This window comes from Chitinophaga sp. 22620, assembly GCF_052044405.1.
Classification (GTDB): Bacteria; Bacteroidota; Bacteroidia; order Chitinophagales; family Chitinophagaceae; genus Chitinophaga.
In genome coordinates this window covers 526583-542684 of the sequence record NZ_JBQEMV010000001.1, presented here as the reverse complement: position 1 = coordinate 542684, position 16102 = coordinate 526583, and the positions used below count along the sequence as shown (strand labels likewise).

13 protein-coding genes are annotated in these 16102 nt (G+C 53.9%); 9 read left to right on the top strand and 4 right to left on the bottom strand.

Annotated elements, in window-relative coordinates; genetic code table 11:
• The first annotated feature begins 92 nt into the window (after positions 1-92).
• Genes ACTJIK_RS02275 through ACTJIK_RS02265 form a run of 3 tightly spaced genes read left to right on the top strand, consistent with a single transcriptional unit; the run spans position 93 to position 3092 of the window.
• Entirely contained in the window at positions 93-1232 is a 1140-nt protein-coding gene (locus ACTJIK_RS02275; RefSeq protein ID WP_440644657.1) for a formimidoylglutamase, read from the top strand.
• 53 nt (positions 1233-1285) lie between these two features.
• On the top strand, positions 1286-2179 hold the full coding sequence (locus tag ACTJIK_RS02270) for a YitT family protein (protein WP_440644655.1): 894 nt from the start codon (positions 1286-1288) through the stop codon (positions 2177-2179).
• A gap of 19 nt (positions 2180-2198) precedes the next feature.
• Positions 2199-3092 carry an alpha/beta hydrolase gene (locus ACTJIK_RS02265; protein ID WP_440644654.1) on the top strand — a complete coding sequence of 298 codons (894 nt, stop codon included), beginning with the start codon at positions 2199-2201 and terminating at the stop codon, positions 3090-3092.
• Positions 3093-3163: 71 nt separating this feature from the next.
• Here the strand turns inward: ACTJIK_RS02265 and ACTJIK_RS02260 are convergent, their stop codons facing one another.
• Together ACTJIK_RS02260 and ACTJIK_RS02255 are read right to left on the bottom strand one after the other, a co-directional pair.
• Positions 3164-3808, bottom strand: coding sequence for a GDSL-type esterase/lipase family protein (locus ACTJIK_RS02260; RefSeq protein ID WP_440644653.1), 645 nt, complete (start codon positions 3806-3808; stop codon positions 3164-3166).
• Between the two features lie 9 nt (positions 3809-3817).
• On the bottom strand, positions 3818-4741 hold the full coding sequence (locus tag ACTJIK_RS02255) for a hydroxypyruvate isomerase family protein (RefSeq protein ID WP_440644652.1): 924 nt from the start codon (positions 4739-4741) through the stop codon (positions 3818-3820).
• Between the two features lie 213 nt (positions 4742-4954).
• Here ACTJIK_RS02255 and ACTJIK_RS02250 point away from each other — a divergent pair, with 213 nt between their 5' ends.
• The 3 genes from ACTJIK_RS02250 to ACTJIK_RS02240 all read left to right on the top strand — a co-directional run bounded on the left by ACTJIK_RS02250 (position 4955) and on the right by ACTJIK_RS02240 (position 8919).
• The gene (locus tag ACTJIK_RS02250; protein ID WP_440644651.1) at positions 4955-5917 is read left to right on the top strand and encodes a formylglycine-generating enzyme family protein; all 963 of its coding nucleotides are present in this window, start codon (positions 4955-4957) and stop codon (positions 5915-5917) included.
• A gap of 133 nt (positions 5918-6050) precedes the next feature.
• Positions 6051-7397, top strand: a complete 1347-nt coding sequence (locus ACTJIK_RS02245) for a Gfo/Idh/MocA family protein (RefSeq protein ID WP_440644649.1) — start codon at positions 6051-6053, stop codon at positions 7395-7397.
• A 226-nt stretch (positions 7398-7623) separates the two neighbouring features.
• Positions 7624-8919 carry a D-alanyl-D-alanine carboxypeptidase/D-alanyl-D-alanine-endopeptidase gene (locus tag ACTJIK_RS02240; RefSeq protein WP_440644648.1) on the top strand — a complete coding sequence of 432 codons (1296 nt, stop codon included), beginning with the start codon at positions 7624-7626 and terminating at the stop codon, positions 8917-8919.
• A 74-nt stretch (positions 8920-8993) separates the two neighbouring features.
• Here the strand turns inward: ACTJIK_RS02240 and ACTJIK_RS02235 are convergent, their stop codons facing one another.
• Entirely contained in the window at positions 8994-11135 is a 2142-nt protein-coding gene (locus tag ACTJIK_RS02235) for a S46 family peptidase (protein WP_440644647.1), read from the bottom strand.
• 150 nt (positions 11136-11285) lie between these two features.
• On the opposite strand from ACTJIK_RS02235, the gene ACTJIK_RS02230 reads away from it, so the two are divergent.
• Both ACTJIK_RS02230 and ACTJIK_RS02225 read left to right on the top strand, forming a co-directional pair.
• Entirely contained in the window at positions 11286-11762 is a 477-nt protein-coding gene (locus ACTJIK_RS02230) for an META domain-containing protein (RefSeq protein ID WP_440644646.1), read from the top strand.
• Between the two features lie 41 nt (positions 11763-11803).
• A complete protein-coding gene (locus ACTJIK_RS02225; RefSeq protein ID WP_440644645.1) occupies positions 11804-12277 on the top strand; it encodes a hypothetical protein in 474 nt (157 codons plus the stop codon).
• A gap of 131 nt (positions 12278-12408) precedes the next feature.
• Here the strand turns inward: ACTJIK_RS02225 and ACTJIK_RS02220 are convergent, their stop codons facing one another.
• Complete coding sequence (locus tag ACTJIK_RS02220; protein WP_440644644.1) at positions 12409-13848, bottom strand: Gfo/Idh/MocA family protein; 1440 nt, start codon at positions 13846-13848, stop codon at positions 12409-12411.
• Between the two features lie 219 nt (positions 13849-14067).
• Here ACTJIK_RS02220 and ACTJIK_RS02215 point away from each other — a divergent pair, with 219 nt between their 5' ends.
• Positions 14068-15708: a peptide MFS transporter gene (locus tag ACTJIK_RS02215; protein ID WP_440644643.1), complete on the top strand. Its 1641-nt coding sequence runs from the start codon at positions 14068-14070 to the stop codon at positions 15706-15708.
• Positions 15709-16102 lie beyond the last annotated feature (394 nt).

Here is a 16102-nt window from a genome sequence, read left to right as displayed (position 1 = left end):
CGCCCACACCGTTCATTTTATATGAACAGTGCAACCCTGCATGAATTCTAAAATTCTTGTTGTAGGTTTGCGGGCAAATAATATCCGTTGTGATGATAGACTTTTCACACTTGCAGGATTACCTTGCTCCGGTGTCCAAAGCCCGATTGAATGAAGATGAAACGTATGACGACCTCCAGATCGGCAACCTGATAGACGGCTACGAGGAAGGCCATACGCCGGACCTTGACAGCGCCGATATTATCCTTCTTGGCGCCGGCGAAGAACGCGGCAACGGCACGCCCAACAATGGCAACGCCGCGCCTGACGCTATCCGCCGCGAGTTCTACCAGCTCTACCACTGGCATAAAGACGTTCGCCTCGCAGACGCCGGCAACATCCTCTCCGGCCGCAGCCTCGCAGATACCTACGCCGCGTTCAAAACCGTGGTCACCGAATTTATCGATGCCGGCAAAACCGTTATCATCCTCGGCGGCTCGCACGACCTCACCTACGCACAATACCAGGCCTACGCCAGCAAAAAATACATCATCGAAGCAACCGTGGCCGATGCGCAGATAGACCTCCAGGAAACCTCGCCGCTGCGCAGCAAACGCTTCCTGCTGGAGATGTTCATGGAACAGCCCAACTACATCCGCCATTACAACCACATCGGCTTCCAGAGCTACTTCGTGCAGCCCCGCATGCTCGAAACGCTGGACAAGCTCCGCTTCGACTGTTACCGCCTCGGCAAAGTGCGCGAGAGCCTGGAAGAGATAGAACCCGTACTGCGCAATACAGACCTCTTTAGTGTGGACATCAATATGATCAAACATACCGATGCGCCCGCCAATTCCCTTTCCCCCAACGGTTTCAGCGGCGAAGAAGCCTGCGCCCTCAGCCGCTATGCGGGCATGAGCGCACAGCTCAGCACCTACGGCATCTACGGCTACCTTCCTGAAAAAGACCGGGACAACCTTACCGCCAAACAGATCTCGCAAATGCTGTGGTACTTTATGGACGGGCGTTCCGTAAAAAATAAAGAAGCGCAGCTCACAGAAAGGGAGTCGTTCCTCGAATTCCATATAGCCTTCACCGATATCGACACCGTGTTCCTGAAAAGCAAAAAAACAGGACGCTGGTGGATGCAGCTGCCGGATAAGAACTTTGTGCCCTGCGCGTATACAGATTACCTGCAGGCCAGCAACAACGAAATACCCGAACGCTGGCTGCGCAGCCAGGAGCGCCTGTAGCGCGTTTTAACAATTTGGTTTCGTAATTTGGAAACTGAAAATCATTACCCTCCTTGAGCCAATCCCGCAGAGCCCGGTTAGCACGGCTGAATATTATCCAGAATGCACAGGATACCATCCTGATTGCAATAGGCGTGCTGTTGGCAGCTCTCGGCCTCAAAGCCTTCCTGTTGCCCAACGGCTTCCTGGACGGCGGCGTTACCGGTATCTCGCTGCTGGCCAACCGGCTGAGCGGCTGGTCCATTTCCGTATTGATCGTGGTGATCAATGCGCCGTTCATCCTGCTGGCTTACAAACAGCTTTCGCGGGGGTTCACCATCAAGACCATCATCGCCATCGTAGGGCTGGCCACAGTGCTGGCGCTTATTAATGTGCCGGTGATCACGCAGGACAAACTGTTGATCGCCATATTCGGCGGCTTCTTCCTGGGCGCGGGCATCGGTATGGCCATCCGCGGCGGCGCCGTGCTGGACGGTACAGAGGTGCTCGCGCTGTATATTAACCGTAAAACCGTGCTGTCTATCGGCGAGGTGATCATGTACTTCAACGTGGTCATTTTTGGCGTAGCGGCAGTGCTGGTCAATATTGAAACCGCGCTGTACGCGGTGCTGACCTACCTTTGCGCATCCAAAACGGTGGATTTCGTCATACAGGGTTTCGAGGAATACATTGCGCTGACGGTGATTTCGCCGCAAAGCGAGCTGATAAGAAAAACCCTGACGCTGAAACTGCGCAAGGGGGTCACGGTATTTAAAGGCAAGAGCGGTTTCGGAAAAAGAGGGGCGGTGGACGATGAAATAGATATCATCTATACGGTTGTCACCCGCCTGGAAGTGCATAAGATCATAGATGAGATTGAAAAGATCGACGAAAAAGCGTTTATTGTGCAGACAAATATCAACGATACGCGCGGAGGAATGATCAAGCGCCGCGCTACGCATCATTAATCTATTAATTCTGCACTGTATGAAAAACAGCCTTGCCGCTGCATTGCTTATGTTCACAACACTCACCGTCACAGCACAGGAAAGGATCGACCTGTACCCCGGCCAGCCCGAACTGCGTATCGGGGGAGGCCGCAAGGTGGACGACGTTCCGCACATTGACCATTACACCGCCGCGGGCGACAAAAAGAATGGCGCCGCCGTACTGATCTGTCCCGGCGGAGGATACACCCACCTGGCCACCGGCCACGAAGGGAAAGACATTGCCGAGTTCTTCACCGCGCAGGGTTACGACGCCATCGTGCTGCACTACCGCCTGAACGACGCGCAGCAGAGCGGTTCCCGCTTCCCGGCGCAGTACAACGATGTGACCAACGCCATGCGCCTCGTGAAAAGCAAAGCGAAAAGCTGGGGGCTGAACCCTGAAAAGATAGGCGTACTGGGCTTCTCAGCCGGCGGGCACCTGGCGTCCACGCTGGCCACCATGATCGTTCCCGGCAACCCGCAGGCCGCCAACGAAGCCGAGAAATGGAGCTCCCGCCCGGCCTTCGCCGTACTGGTGTATCCCGTGATAGCCATGAACAACGAATTCGCGCACAAAGGCAGCGCGCTGAACCTGCTGGGGCCGGATGCTTCAGCCGCGAAGAAAGACTCCCTGAGCACTTACCTCCGCATCACCCCCGAAACGCCGCCCACCATGCTGATCCATTCCACGGACGATAAAACCGTGCCGGTGGAAAACAGCCTGCTTTTCTACCAGGGCCTGGTAAAAAATAAGATTTCCGCCACTCTGCACGTGTACGACCATGGCGGCCACGGCTACGGTATGGCGCCGAAAGACCCGGTGCTGAACAGCTGGCCGGGCCTTTGCATTTCATGGCTGCAGGAACAATTGAAAAGCAACGTGACGAAATAATTCAACGAATAAACTATAAAACAAAAGGGGCCGATTACGTACGGCCCCTTTTTTATTTCTTCCTAAAACGGTCATTTGATCCCTTTCGCCACCGCTTCCGCTATCAGCACGGCTCCCAGCTTATCGGGATGCACTCCGTCCGCAAAATATTCGCCATGGCCGGAGAGCGCTTTATACAGATCGATCGTCCTCACTTTTTCCGCTTTCGCGATCTTTCTAATGGCGGGAATGATCTCGCCTTTCACCACGCTTTCCCTGATCCTGAATTTGTTTTCGGGAGAACCGTTCACCGGGAAAACCGGCACCGGGTAGCAGATGTAGATCTTCGGTTTCGAAGGCAGCTTTTTCCATTCTTCGATGAACGCTTTATAATCGGGGATAAAGTCGTTTTTATTCGCATCCCAGTTCTGCGGCTTGGAATCGTTCGTGCCGAGCTTGATGATCACGATATCGGGCGCCCAATTCTTACCAGTAGTGAACAAAGAATCGGCCCAGTAAGGTTTATCGCCTTTCTTCAGCAGCGTTCTGCCGCTGATGCCGAGGTTGCGTACTTCGTAACCCTCGCCCAGCAAGCGTTGCAGGTGTTTGGGATAAGTGCTGTCTCCCAGGCCGCGGCCGAAGGTGATACTGTTGCCCACGCAGGCCACTTTTATTTTCTGCGCATACACGGCGGTGCAGAACAGGAACAGCCCCGCCAGAAAGAGTATTTTTTTCATTGAAAAAGATTAAAGGAAATTATCCGCATCACGGTATGCTTTGATGAGGGCGGCTTCGCCTTCCTTGCCGGGTTTGGCATTGCCGTGCTCCATGCCCATCACGCCTTTATAACCTTTCTGGTGCAGGTGTTTGAAGATGTTCTTGTAGTTGATCTCGCCGGTGCCTGGCTCTTTACGGCCGGGGTTGTCCCCGATCTGGATGTAGGCGATCTCGCTCCAGCAAAGGTCTATGTTGGGGATCAGCATGCCTTCGTTCTTCTGCATGTGATAGATATCGTAAAGGATCTTGCAGGACGGGTTGTTCACGGCGCGGCAGATCATATACGTCTGGTCGGACGTGCGGAGGAACAGGTCCGGCGTATCGCTGAGGGGCTCAAGCACCATGGTGAGGCCGCCTTTTTCGAGTATTTCAGAGCCGCGGCGGAGGGCGTCTATCACGTGGCCTGTCTGCACGCCGATGGGCAGCTTGCGCTCAAAGAAGCCTGGTACCACGGTGGCCCATTTTGCATTCACGCGCTTGGCCAGCTCAACGGAGCGTTCGCAGGTTTTGAGGAACAGGTCCAGGTGTTCCTGTTTGCCGGTAGTGAGGGATACTTTCCAGTTCTCCCCGCCGTCTATCACAAAAACGCCCATCCGCATATTGAGCTTGGCCAGCAGGTCGCCGATCTTGTTCTGCATGGCGGTATCCCTTCCCAGCATACCGTTGTCTTCAATGGAGCGGAAGCCCTGGTCGTGCATGAAGCGGATCTGGTCCAGGAAGTCGTCTCCCGCGCTGTTCTTAAACATACCCGCATGCGGGGCATAGTCCATGTTGAAGGTCTTTTCAGCCGCAACCGGGCCTTTATCAGCGGCCTTTGCCGCAGTGGAGCCGCCGAGGGCGAGGGCCGAAATACCGGCCAGGGTGCCTTGTTGAAGGAAGGTTCTTCTTTCCATAGCGTGTTTTTAGTTAAATGAGCTGTGCGAAGACGGAAATTAATAGCTTTTCAATGGAAATCCGAATGATTTGATAAAAAAGCCCTCCCTGGTGAAGATTTGCGTATATTTTGCAACATTCGTACGCAATATTTAACCTTTATAAAATTATTATTGCATTCAAGCCCCGGATTTAATAAATTCACACGCTTTAATATTTAGCACATTTTGCCGATGAGAAAGAAAACAGTGTTCATGTTACTGGGAGGAATGATAGCAAGCGCCGCTTACGCCCAGAATGACCCGTTTACAGCTTACGAACAAAAGATCGCGGGGACAGACTTAACCATCAAAATGGTGCCTGTTAAGGCCGGAGAATTCCTGCTGGGCAGCCCTGAGAAGGAACCGGGCCGCAGTGCGGATGAAGGCCCCCAGAAGAAAGTGAAGATAGACGCTTTCTGGATGGGCGCCTACGAGCTTACGTTCGACCAGTACGATCTGTACGCAGATAAAGATAAAGACCAGACGCCCCTGCCCGATGGCATGACGCGCCCCAGCCCGCCCTACATCGACCTTACCCTCGGTATGGGCAAAAGCGGCGGCTACCCGGCCAACAGCATGAGCCAGTATGGAGCGCTGATGTACTGCCGTTGGCTGTACAACAAAACCGGCGTGTTCTACCGCCTGCCCACAGAGGCAGAATGGGAATATGCCTGCCGCGCAGGCAGCACGACGGCATACCCCTTCGGCGACGACGCGGCGCAGCTGAAAGATTACGCCTGGACCCTGGAGAACAGCACGGAGGTGTATCACAAGGTGGGCGAACTGAAACCCAATGCCTGGGGCCTCTACGACATGCTGGGCAATGTTGGCGAATGGACCATGGACCAGTACGATGAAGAAGCGTATAAAAAAGCCGAAACATCCAACCCCTGGAACAAACCGACGGACAAAACGCCCCGCACCATCAAAGGCGGCCACTACCTGGAGCCTGCCACCGCGGCAAGATGTGCGTCGCGCCTGAAGTCTGACGAGGCCTGGAACGACCGTGACCCGCAGATACCCAAGAGCAAATGGTGGAACGCGGACGCGCCGTTTATCGGGTTCAGGATCGTGAGGCCCGTGAAACAGCCTACCAAAGCGGAAGCGGAGAAGTTCTTCGCCGATGCGATAGACCAGTTCGTGGGCGCCCGTTAAACCCGGGTTTCCGTCAAAAATCTGTCACAGCATGGATTTACGGAAAAGGTTTAGTAATTTCTCAGGAGAGCTAAATGTTCTATTATAATCACCCAACGGTACTAGTAGCAGTAGTCCCGGTAAAATACCCATCATGGAAAACGAAAAAGCACACTCATTCCACGGTCAAAGTCGCAGAGACTTTGTAAAACAATCCTCTTTACTGGCGGGAGGTCTGATGGCGGCGCCCATTTTGTCTCATGCAAGCGAAACAAACTTCTTTTCCGGAGCACCAGACGTGATCAAAGTTGCACTGATCGGCTGCGGCGGGCGCGGTACCGGGGCTGCCGTTCAGGCGCTCAGCACCAAACAGAACGTACAGCTCGTTGCGATGGCGGATGCCTTCAAAGACAGGCTGGACGACAGCTACAACAATATCGTTGAATCCATGAAAAAAACGCCCGAACGCGTAAAAGTAACGGATGCGGACAAGTTCATCGGGTTCGACGGCTACAAAGAGGCCATTGCAAAGGCAGACGTGGTGATCCTTACCACGCCTCCGGGTTTCCGCCCCATTCACTTCGAAGAAGCGATTGCACAGGGCAAGCACGTATTCATGGAAAAGCCCGTGGCTACAGACCCTGCCGGCATTGCCAAAGTGCTGGAAACAGCTGAAAAAGCAAAAGCTAAAAAACTCAACGTGGTAGTAGGCCTCCAGCGCCATTACCAGACTTCATACCGCGAGCTGTACAAACGCCTGCAGGATGGCATCATCGGCGATATCACCTCCATGCAGGTATGGTGGAACCAGGGCGCGCTGTGGGTAAAACCCCGCAAGCCCGAGTACACTGAAATGGAATACCAGATGCGTAACTGGTATTACTTCAACTGGCTCTGCGGCGATCATATCGTAGAGCAGCACATCCACAACATCGACGTGGGTAACTGGTTCATGGGCAAAACCCCGCAAACCGCGGTGGGTATGGGTGGCCGCGCCATCCGCACCGGCAAGGATTCCGGCGAGATCTACGATCACCACTTCGTGGAATACCGCTACGACAACGGCGTGGTGATGAATGCGCAATGCCGCCACTGGAAAGACTCCGTGAGCCGCGTGGACGAAGAGATCGTGGGCACCAAAGGCCGCATCATCTGCGACAGGGGCACCATCCTCGACCACAAAGGAAAAGTGTTGTACCAGTTCGACCGAAAGCTGCAAAACCGCCCTTACCAGGCTGAGCACGACGAGCTGTTTGAAGCGATCGCAAAAGGCGAATTCAAGTACCAGGACGCCAAACGCGGCGTGGAAGCTACGCTCACCGCCATCATCGGCCGCATGGCAACCTATTCCGGCCAGTCCATCGCTTACGATAAAGCGCTGGCTTCCGGCATCAACCTGCAACCCGCCAAATATGCATTCGACGCGCCCCCGCCGGTACTGCCGGATTCAGAAGGCAACTATGCATATGCCAAACCGGGTGTTACCAAATACTTTTCTTAATTGAAATAAGCGATTAAACAAAGAAAGGGCTGGCCGCATGGCCGGCCTTTTTTATCCCCTGCCTGACCCCTGCCTCCCCGTACTCATCCCCCGGTTAAACCCGTGGATAAAGGCACTTTAATACGTGCCTGTATCACTTCTGATACAGGGGGGTACAGAAGTGATACCCCTTAATACGGGTAAAGCTGCCGGCATAATTTTAAAAGAATGTTTTATCTTGATAGGCATGAGACCGATCTACCTCGGCTTCGTTGCGCTATTGACGGCAACGGCCGCTTATTCCCAGCCTAAAAATCTCCGCCAGTGGGCGCAGCAGGATGTGCTCCAGGCCAAAGGCCTGCGCGAAGCGCATGTGGGCATCAGCATCTACGACCCCGCCACCGGCAAATACTGGTACCAGCACCAGGACGATAAGTTTTTCATGCCCGCATCCAATACGAAAATATTCACGCTTTTCACCGGCCTGCAATTGCTCGGCGATTCGCTGCCCGGCATGCGTTACGCGGAAAACGACACCGCTTTGTTCATCCGCGGCATGGCGGACCCTTCATTCCTCCACCCCGATTTTCAATACCAGCCTGTAATGGACCTGCTAACGCGAACGGATAAACGCATATGGCTTGAACCTTCGGTGATCAGGAACAAACGCTTCGGGCCGGGCTGGGGCTGGGGCGACTACGCCGATTATTACCAGCCTGAGCTGAACGAATGGCCCATGTACGGGAATGTAGCCTGGGTGAAACTTACCGGCGCGGGTTATACGATGACGCCGCAATTCCCCACAGAACTGGTTTACGAACGCGCGCCGGCAGAAGCGCTGGCAGACAGGGAAGAACGCGAGAACCTTTTCATCCTGCACCTGCGCACGGACGAAACGGCCACCCGCGCTTTTGAAGTGCCTTACATCACCGGCAACCGCCAGCAGCTGGCCCGCCGCCTGCAAGACACATTGCGTAAACCGGTAGGCGTGCTGCCCTCGCCAGCCATGGCCGGGAACCGGCTGCTGAAAAGCATTCCGGCGGATACGCTTCTTCAGCCCATGATGCACCGCAGCGATAATTTCTTCGCGGAACAGATACTCATGATGTGCGCCGCGGAGAAATTCGATACGATAGACGGCCGGAAGGTCATCCAGTATATGCTGGACAGCTCGCTGAACGATCTGCCGCATCCGCCGAGCTGGGTAGACGGTTCAGGCCTTTCCAGGTACAACCTCTTCACCCCGCGCGATTTCGTGACCGTGCTGGACAAACTCCTGAAAAAATATCCGAAAGAACGCCTTTGGCCATTGTTCCCTTCCGGCGGCAAAGGCACGCTGCGCAACTATTACCAGGCGCTTCCCAACAGGCTGTATGCCAAAACTGGCACGCTCAGCGGCTGCGTGGCACTAAGTGGATACATAGTAACGAAGTCCGGGAAAACGCTCATCTTCAGCGTGCTGGTGAACAACCACAACTCCACGTCCACCGTGGTGCGGAGAGCTGTGGAGAATTTCCTGGTGCGGGTGGCGAACGCGGGATAAGAATATTCTTATATAAAAAAGCGGCTGCCTCCCTACGGAAGCAGCCGCTTTTTTATATGAGGCCGGGCTGAAGGTTATTTAACGATCTTCAGCTCGTTGATGATATTTTTCGCGCCGCCCAGCTTGTCTATGCACCACAGCACGTAGCGCACATCCACGCAGATGGTGCGGTTCAGGTTCTTGTCGAACTGTATCTTGTGGCTCAGCGCTTCGTAGTTACCGTCGAACGCGAGGCCTATCAGCTCCCCGTTGCCGTTGATGACGGGGGAGCCGGAGTTGCCGCCCGTGATATCGTTCGTGGTAATGAAGTTTACCACCAGCGTATTCCTTTTCGCATCAATATATTGACCGAAATCCTTTTTTTTCACCAGCTCTACGAAATTCTGGTGGAGGTCGAATTCATAATCGCCGGGTTTGTATTTCTCCATTACGCCGTCGATGGTGGTCACATAATCGTAAGCCACGGCATCGCGGGGTTTGTAGGGTTTCACCTGGCCGTAGGAGAGGCGCATGGAGAAGTTCGCGTCAGGGTAGCGGATGGCATTGGGCTGGCGGAGCATTTCACCTTTCAGGTATAAACGGCCCAGCTCATTGTTCTCCGCGGTGAACTGTGTATACAGCGGGAGGTATTTGCCCACATAATTCTTCACAAAAGCAGATGCGTATGCATAGGCAGGATCGTCCTGCAGCACGGTGGCGTCAGGGTTGGAGACGAATGCTTTCCATTTCGCATCGTTCAGGATCATCGTGTTGTTGAACACGTTGGCGGCCCAGGTGCGGTAGGTTTTTTCATCATTCAGCTCGCCGAAAGATTTAAGCCCTTCGTAGAAACCGATGGGGTGCTGGTCTTTCGGAATATCGTCGTAGAACATCTGGGCGGTGATGGCCATGATCTTCTGATCGCTGGGTTTGTTCTCTTCTTTCAGGAAGTTGGCGCGGGCGGCGTCTGCGGCTGCCGCAGCGGCTTTCACGTCGCCTTTTTTCAGGATCGCGTTTTCAAGCGCGCCCAGGGAGCTGGCGAATGCGGCAAGGGGAGAGCCCAGGATGCCTTCGGTGAGGTAGATGCGCTCTTTAGTGTAAGGCGCCCAGGCTTTGTAGGCCTTTTCGTATTGCGGGAACACGTTCTCGAACTCGGGTTTGCCTTTGGCCCATTGCTGGAAAGCTGCTTCCTGCTTTTGTTTTTCTTCGTATACGTGGTACTTCAGCAGCTGTTTGCTTTCGCCGTCAAAAAATTTCCAGTAGTTGGCGATGCCGGCGTAGGATGAGGCCAGCTGCAGTTTCACCGCGGGGTCTTTTTTCATTTCCTCGAACATGTACTTCAGGCGGATGTCGCGCAGGGCAACGATGGAGGGATTTTCCACTTCGGTCTTCAGCTTCACGCCGAGAGAAGTTTCGTAACGGTTGGTGCCGCCGGGGTAACCGAAGATCATCGCGTAATCGTTCTCTTTCACGCCTTTGATGGAAACGGGCAGGAAGTGTTTAGGTTTCAGGGGCACATTGTCTGCCGCATGATCCGCCGGCTTGCCGTCTTTACCGGCATACACGCGGAACACGGAGAAGTCGCCCGTATGGCGGGGCCATTCCCAGTTATCGGTATCGCCGCCGAACTTGCCGACGTTTTCCGGGGGAGTGCCTACCAGGCGGATATCTTTATAACGCTCGTACACAAAAAGGATGTACTGGTTGCCTTTGAACATGGGGATCACTTTGGCTTCGTAGCCGCTGCCGGAGGTGGCCGCGGTGATGATCTCGCCGTAAACGCCCTGGAGCTTGGCGGCGCGTTCGTTGAGGGCCGAGCCTTTGATGGCTTCTTCCACCTTGGCCGTTACATCCTCGATGCGAACGAGGAACTGAACGGAAAGGCCCTTGGCGGGGATCTCCTCTTGTTTGCTCTTTGCGTAAAAACCGTCGCGGAGATAATTGTTTTCCACGCTGCTGGCGCTGGCGATAGCCCCGTAACCGCAGTGGTGGTTGGTGAAGATGAGGCCTTCGTTGCTCACGATCTCACCGGTACAGCCGCCGCCGAAGATGATGATGGCGTCTTTCATGGAAGACTTGTTGATGCTGTATAACTGCTCTTTGGAGAGCTTCAGGCCTTTTTTCACCATGTCTGCATAGGTCTGCTGGCCCAGGAGGTACGGCAGCCACATGCCCTCGTCTGCCTTTACCAGTTTTACCGACAGTAAAAGCAGCAGCAGGAATAGATTTTTCTTCATAGTTGAGTTCAGATTTTGTAAAAAGAGGCCCAAACCTAGCGATTTTTTCAATATCAGCATTTACCGGTCGTGGATTCGGAACAATTCCTTCGCGGCGGTGTTAAAATGGCTTGAAGATTGATAAAGAAAGAATACCATAAAACCAGACTTATGAAACAAACGATTTTGACAGCCCTCGTCCTGGGCGCTACCCTGGCTTATGCCTGCCAGGGCACCAACAAAACTCCGGCGCAGGATACCTCCGCCACCGCTGCCGTACAGCCCGCCGGGGCCGAAACGGCCTGGAAGCTGGAAGGCACCCGCTGGAAACTGAAAGAACTGCCCGGAGGCCCCCAGGCCATCCCAGACAGCGGGAAAGTGATCTTCATGCAGCTGGTTGACACCTCTTCGCAGGTACAGGGTTTCCTGGGCTGCAACGGTTTTGGCGCCAAATACCTCGCCACGCCCGAGGGCAATCTGCAGGTTACGGGGGTGATCTCCACCCAAATGGCCTGCCCCGCGCTGGATGTGGAAAATGCGTTTTCCAAAGCGCTGGAGGCCACCAGCCGCTACACCATCGAAAAGGATATGCTGCGCCTGCAGAAAGGGGATTCCATCCTGGCCACTTTCACGGCCATCCAGGAGTAATTTGGAATGCCGTTTGCACTATCTTTTAAAACCGGTTATTTATGCAAAAACATATTCTCGTACTGGCGGCTGCCGCTTTTATGGCCTGCCAGAACAATAAAACAACCACCAGCGGCGATTCCGCCACCAGCAAAATAGAGCAGGGTGCGGAACAAATGAAGGAAGGCGTGGAAATGGAGGCCGATACCGCCGGGGCCTACCTGAAACAAAAAGCGGATACGGCCGGCGCTTACCTGAAAGAACAGAAAGATAAAGCCGCCTCTGCCATCAAGGAAAGAATGGACAGCCTGGATGCGCGCATCGAGGAACTAAAGAAAGACGGCAGCAAAAAAAGTGAAAGGGCGCGTAAAGACCTCCAGGAAGTGCGCGACGACCTGGGTAAGCGCCTGGACGAAGTGCGCAGCAGCACCGCCGAGGCCTGGGATAAGACCAAAGCCAACCTGGATAAGTCCATGAAAAAGGCAGACGCCGAATGGCAGGAGTTCAAACGCGACTTCAGAGAATTATTCCGTTAGTTTTTCTTTCCATAAGAACACATAGAACCGGGGCCAGGCCCCGGTTTTTTTATGCCCGGGCCGCTGTACCGCTAAATAAAAAGGCGGCATCACGCTATGGTGATGCCGCCCTGAAAGTATCTGTGGTTTTCTTATTTACCGAGTGTCCAGCCGTCGCGGTAGGTGCGTTTTACGAACTGGTTGGCATCGTCGAAGTTGGTGATCTTCATGTTCGGGCCGTCCCAGAGCAGCTTGATGTAGCGGCCGGGATAGTCGAAGCCTTTGCCGTCTGCTTTGGGCTTGCGCACGTCGTAGCTGCGGATGGCCAGGTTGCCCATGAGGATGGTTTCCGTGAGCGGGCCGGCAATATCGAACGGAGCGCTCAGTTCCTTTTTACCATAACCGGCGATACATGCGTTCACCCACTGTACGTAGTGGCCTTCCGGCACGCGCGCGATGGTTTTAGGCACGTTGGCTTCCGCATTGCGGCTGGTAGGCAGCAGGGAAGGGTACATACCATAGGTTCCGCACATCATTTTGCCTTTGGTACCGACAAAGATGGCGCCGTTGCCGCCGTCGCCCATTCTTTCGTTGGGGCCCAGCTCTTCGGGGCGCGCAGGCTGGATACCGCCGTCCATCCAGTGGAGTTTGATATCGCCGCTCTTGCCTTTGAAGTTCATGATCACGTGGGAAGAAGGAGGACAGCTATCCGGGAAATAACCCTGCTTGAACTCGTCCACATACACGCTGCCAACGCTGGCTTCGGCGGAAGTGGGATAACCCAGGCCGAGTACACGGAAGGGAGGTTCCACGATATGGCAGCCCATGTCGCCCAGGGCGCCGGTACCGTAATCCCACCATCCGCGCCAGTTGAAGGGCACGAGTTTATTTACGAAATCTTTTTTGGGTGCGGTGCCCAGCCACAGGTCCCAGTCGAGCCCTTTGGGGATCTCGGCGGAGGCGGTAGGCCAGGGAAGGCCCTGCGGCCAAACGGGACGGTTTGTCCAGCAATAAACGGTATGCACATCGCCGATGAGGCCGGCGTTGTACCATTCCATCAGCTGGCGCACGCCGTCGCCGGAAGCGCCCTGGTTGCCCATTTGGGTCACCACCTTATATTTTTTGGCTGCTTCGGTGAGCATACGCGCTTCGTAGATGTCGTGCGTAAGCGGTTTTTGAACATATACGTGTTTCCCCAGCTGCATGGCTGCCATGGCGGCAACGGCGTGCTGGTGGTCCGGCGTGGATACGGTCACCGCGTCGATGTTTTTGTGCTCTTTGTCCAGCATTTCGCGGAAATCCTTGTAATACTTCGCTTTCGGGAATCGTTTCACCGAATTGGCAGCGCGGTTATCGTCCACGTCGCATAACACTACGATATCTGCGGGACCTTTTGCGATGTCGGCGAGATCGCTTTCACCTTTACCTCCAACACCGATGCCGGCAACGCGTAACCTGTCGCTGGGCGCTGTATAGCCCCTTCCTAGAACGTGACGTGGAACGATCATAAAACCTGCTGCGGCTGTAGCGCCAGTGGTTAGAAATGATCTACGTGAAATCTGGTTTCCTTCGTTATTTTTTTCCTGAACCATGATTTGATAAATTTTCGTTCAATATAATAGAAAAATTGTTAGAATATCCAAATAACTCTATGAGCGGCTTCAGTGCTAAATCGATTTTACATAGGGACGCACAAAGAGGCTCTGCTGGCATGAATTACAAGTTAATAAACCGGCCGGTTATGTTCTTATTAAATTTGGCCGGATTGCTGTTTTAATGTTATTTTTAGCGGCACCAAACAAGTTACAACAATGCCATCTGCCCGCAAGCATCCCGTTGCGTTACCATTCTTATTTTTTTCTGAAATGTGGGAAAGGTTTGGGTTTTACCTGCTCCTGGCCATTCTCCAGCTATACCTGACGGACGCTGAAAGCGGCGGATGGGCGATGGACCGTACCAAAGCCGTGGATATTTTCGGCACCTTCATCGCCTTCGTGTACCTCACCCCCTTCGTGGGCGGGCTGCTGGCGGACCGCAAGCTGGGATATTCCAAATCGATCATCATCGGCGGCATCCTGATGGGCATCGGCTACATCGGGCTGTCTGTACAGAACCTGACCGTGTTCTACCTTTCCCTGGCGCTCATCTGCGTGGGCAACGGTTTCTTCAAGCCCAATATTTCCACCCTGCTGGGCAATGTATACAACGATCCGCAATACAAAGCGCAGAAAGATACCGGGTACAATATCTTTTACATGGGCATCAACATCGGGGCTTTCATCTGCACCTTTTTTGCCGCCTACCTCCGCAACAGCATCAACTGGGGCGCGGCTTTCATTGCCGCGGGCGTCGGCATGTTCCTGGGGGTGATCATTTTTATCGCCGGCCTGAAACATTATAAACATGCGGACGTGCTGAAACCTACCCAGCCCGGAGACATGCCGCTGGGCAGCATTTTCGCCCAGGTGTTTGTGCCAGTGCTGATCGTGGGATATATCGGCTGGATCATTCCCAAAAATATCTTCGGCTCCGATTCTACAGACGCGTTCATATTCGCCTGCCTTCCCATCATTTATTTTTTCGCCAACCTGCTGCGTAAAGCCAGCGCGGGCGACAAGCAGCCGGTGAAGGCCCTGCTGGCCATATTCGCCGTGTCCGTCATGTTCTGGGCCGTGTTCAAACAGAACGGTACCGCGCTCACCACCTGGGCGCAGTTCTATACAGACCGTGAGCTGTCTCCCGCTATAGAAGCGCCTGCCAAAAACCTCTACCTCGCAGAAACGGTGACCCATAAAAAGGATTCCGTGGTGGCATACGACGATGAATTCAGGGTGATAAAAGGCGCCAACGGCCAGCCCGTGAAAGAGACCGGCATTCCGGTTTACCTGAAGAACGTGGCGCCGGAACATATGCCCGCCGAGGGGAGCAGCATCAGCGTGGTGAACACGGAATTGTTCCAGTCGGTGAACCCGTTTTTCGTGATCATTCTAACGCCGCTGGTGGTGGCTTTCTTCGCATTCCTGCGAAGGCGCAACCGCGAACCCAGCACCCCGACGAAGATTTCCTGGGGTTTGCTGATATCGTCGCTGTCCACTTTTATGATGGTGGCTGCCGTGTACTTCTGCAACAACGGGGCTGAGAAAGCTTCCATGTGGTGGTTGTTCGGCTGCTACGGTATTATCACGGCCGGCGAGCTGCTGCTGAGCCCGATGGGCCTTTCACTGGTATCCAAGCTGAGCCCGCCGCGGTTCACTTCATTGATGATGGGTGGCTGGTTCCTCGCTACTTCCATCGGGAATAAATTATCCGGTGTGCTTGCCGCGATGTGGGATACTTACGATAACAAGATGAATTATTTCCTGGTGAACTTCGTGCTGCTGGGTTTTGCCGCGGCGCTGATATTCGTGATGCTGAGGTGGCTGAACAGGGTGTTTAAGGAGAACGTGCATTAGGGGGAAAAATAAAATAAAAAGCGGCTATGCTCTGATGCGTAGCCGCTTTTTTTATGTGAATTACCGGCACTTTGGAGCCGCTGTTATCCTCTTGATACTGTGATTTTCAAACTGAGAATTTCGCAGGAATGAGCATTAAAAAAATGTATTTCCTGAAAATGTTCGTGATATCTAATTCTGTATTTTCGGGTATATGAGAGGGATAAAATTGAAAACAGGAAAACGGAGAACAACGATACCGCGTTGGAAGGTAAGAGTGGCTGTGAAAGCGGTCTTTTCAAGAGAGGCGCAGGAAGTTGAAGCCAAGGCCCAAGGAGCAAATACGGAAAAGACAAAGCGTGCTGTCAAAGCGAAGTAGTTTCGCTATTCACATATTATACGAGCTAACTTAATC

Coding starts and splice junctions, on each gene's coding strand:
- ACTJIK_RS02275 (WP_440644657.1), top strand. CDS start 93: ATGATAGACTTTTCACACTTGCAGGATTACCTTGCTCCGGTGTCCAAA.
- ACTJIK_RS02265 (WP_440644654.1), top strand. CDS start 2,199: ATGAAAAACAGCCTTGCCGCTGCATTGCTTATGTTCACAACACTCACC.
- ACTJIK_RS02260 (WP_440644653.1), bottom strand. CDS start 3,808: ATGAAAAAAATACTCTTTCTGGCGGGGCTGTTCCTGTTCTGCACCGCC.
- ACTJIK_RS02235 (WP_440644647.1), bottom strand. CDS start 11,135: ATGAAGAAAAATCTATTCCTGCTGCTGCTTTTACTGTCGGTAAAACTG.
- ACTJIK_RS02215 (WP_440644643.1), top strand. CDS start 14,068: ATGCCATCTGCCCGCAAGCATCCCGTTGCGTTACCATTCTTATTTTTT.
- ACTJIK_RS02230 (WP_440644646.1), top strand. CDS start 11,286: ATGAAACAAACGATTTTGACAGCCCTCGTCCTGGGCGCTACCCTGGCT.
- ACTJIK_RS02250 (WP_440644651.1), top strand. CDS start 4,955: ATGAGAAAGAAAACAGTGTTCATGTTACTGGGAGGAATGATAGCAAGC.
- ACTJIK_RS02225 (WP_440644645.1), top strand. CDS start 11,804: ATGCAAAAACATATTCTCGTACTGGCGGCTGCCGCTTTTATGGCCTGC.
- ACTJIK_RS02255 (WP_440644652.1), bottom strand. CDS start 4,741: ATGGAAAGAAGAACCTTCCTTCAACAAGGCACCCTGGCCGGTATTTCG.
- ACTJIK_RS02220 (WP_440644644.1), bottom strand. CDS start 13,848: ATGGTTCAGGAAAAAAATAACGAAGGAAACCAGATTTCACGTAGATCA.
- ACTJIK_RS02245 (WP_440644649.1), top strand. CDS start 6,051: ATGGAAAACGAAAAAGCACACTCATTCCACGGTCAAAGTCGCAGAGAC.
- ACTJIK_RS02240 (WP_440644648.1), top strand. CDS start 7,624: ATGAGACCGATCTACCTCGGCTTCGTTGCGCTATTGACGGCAACGGCC.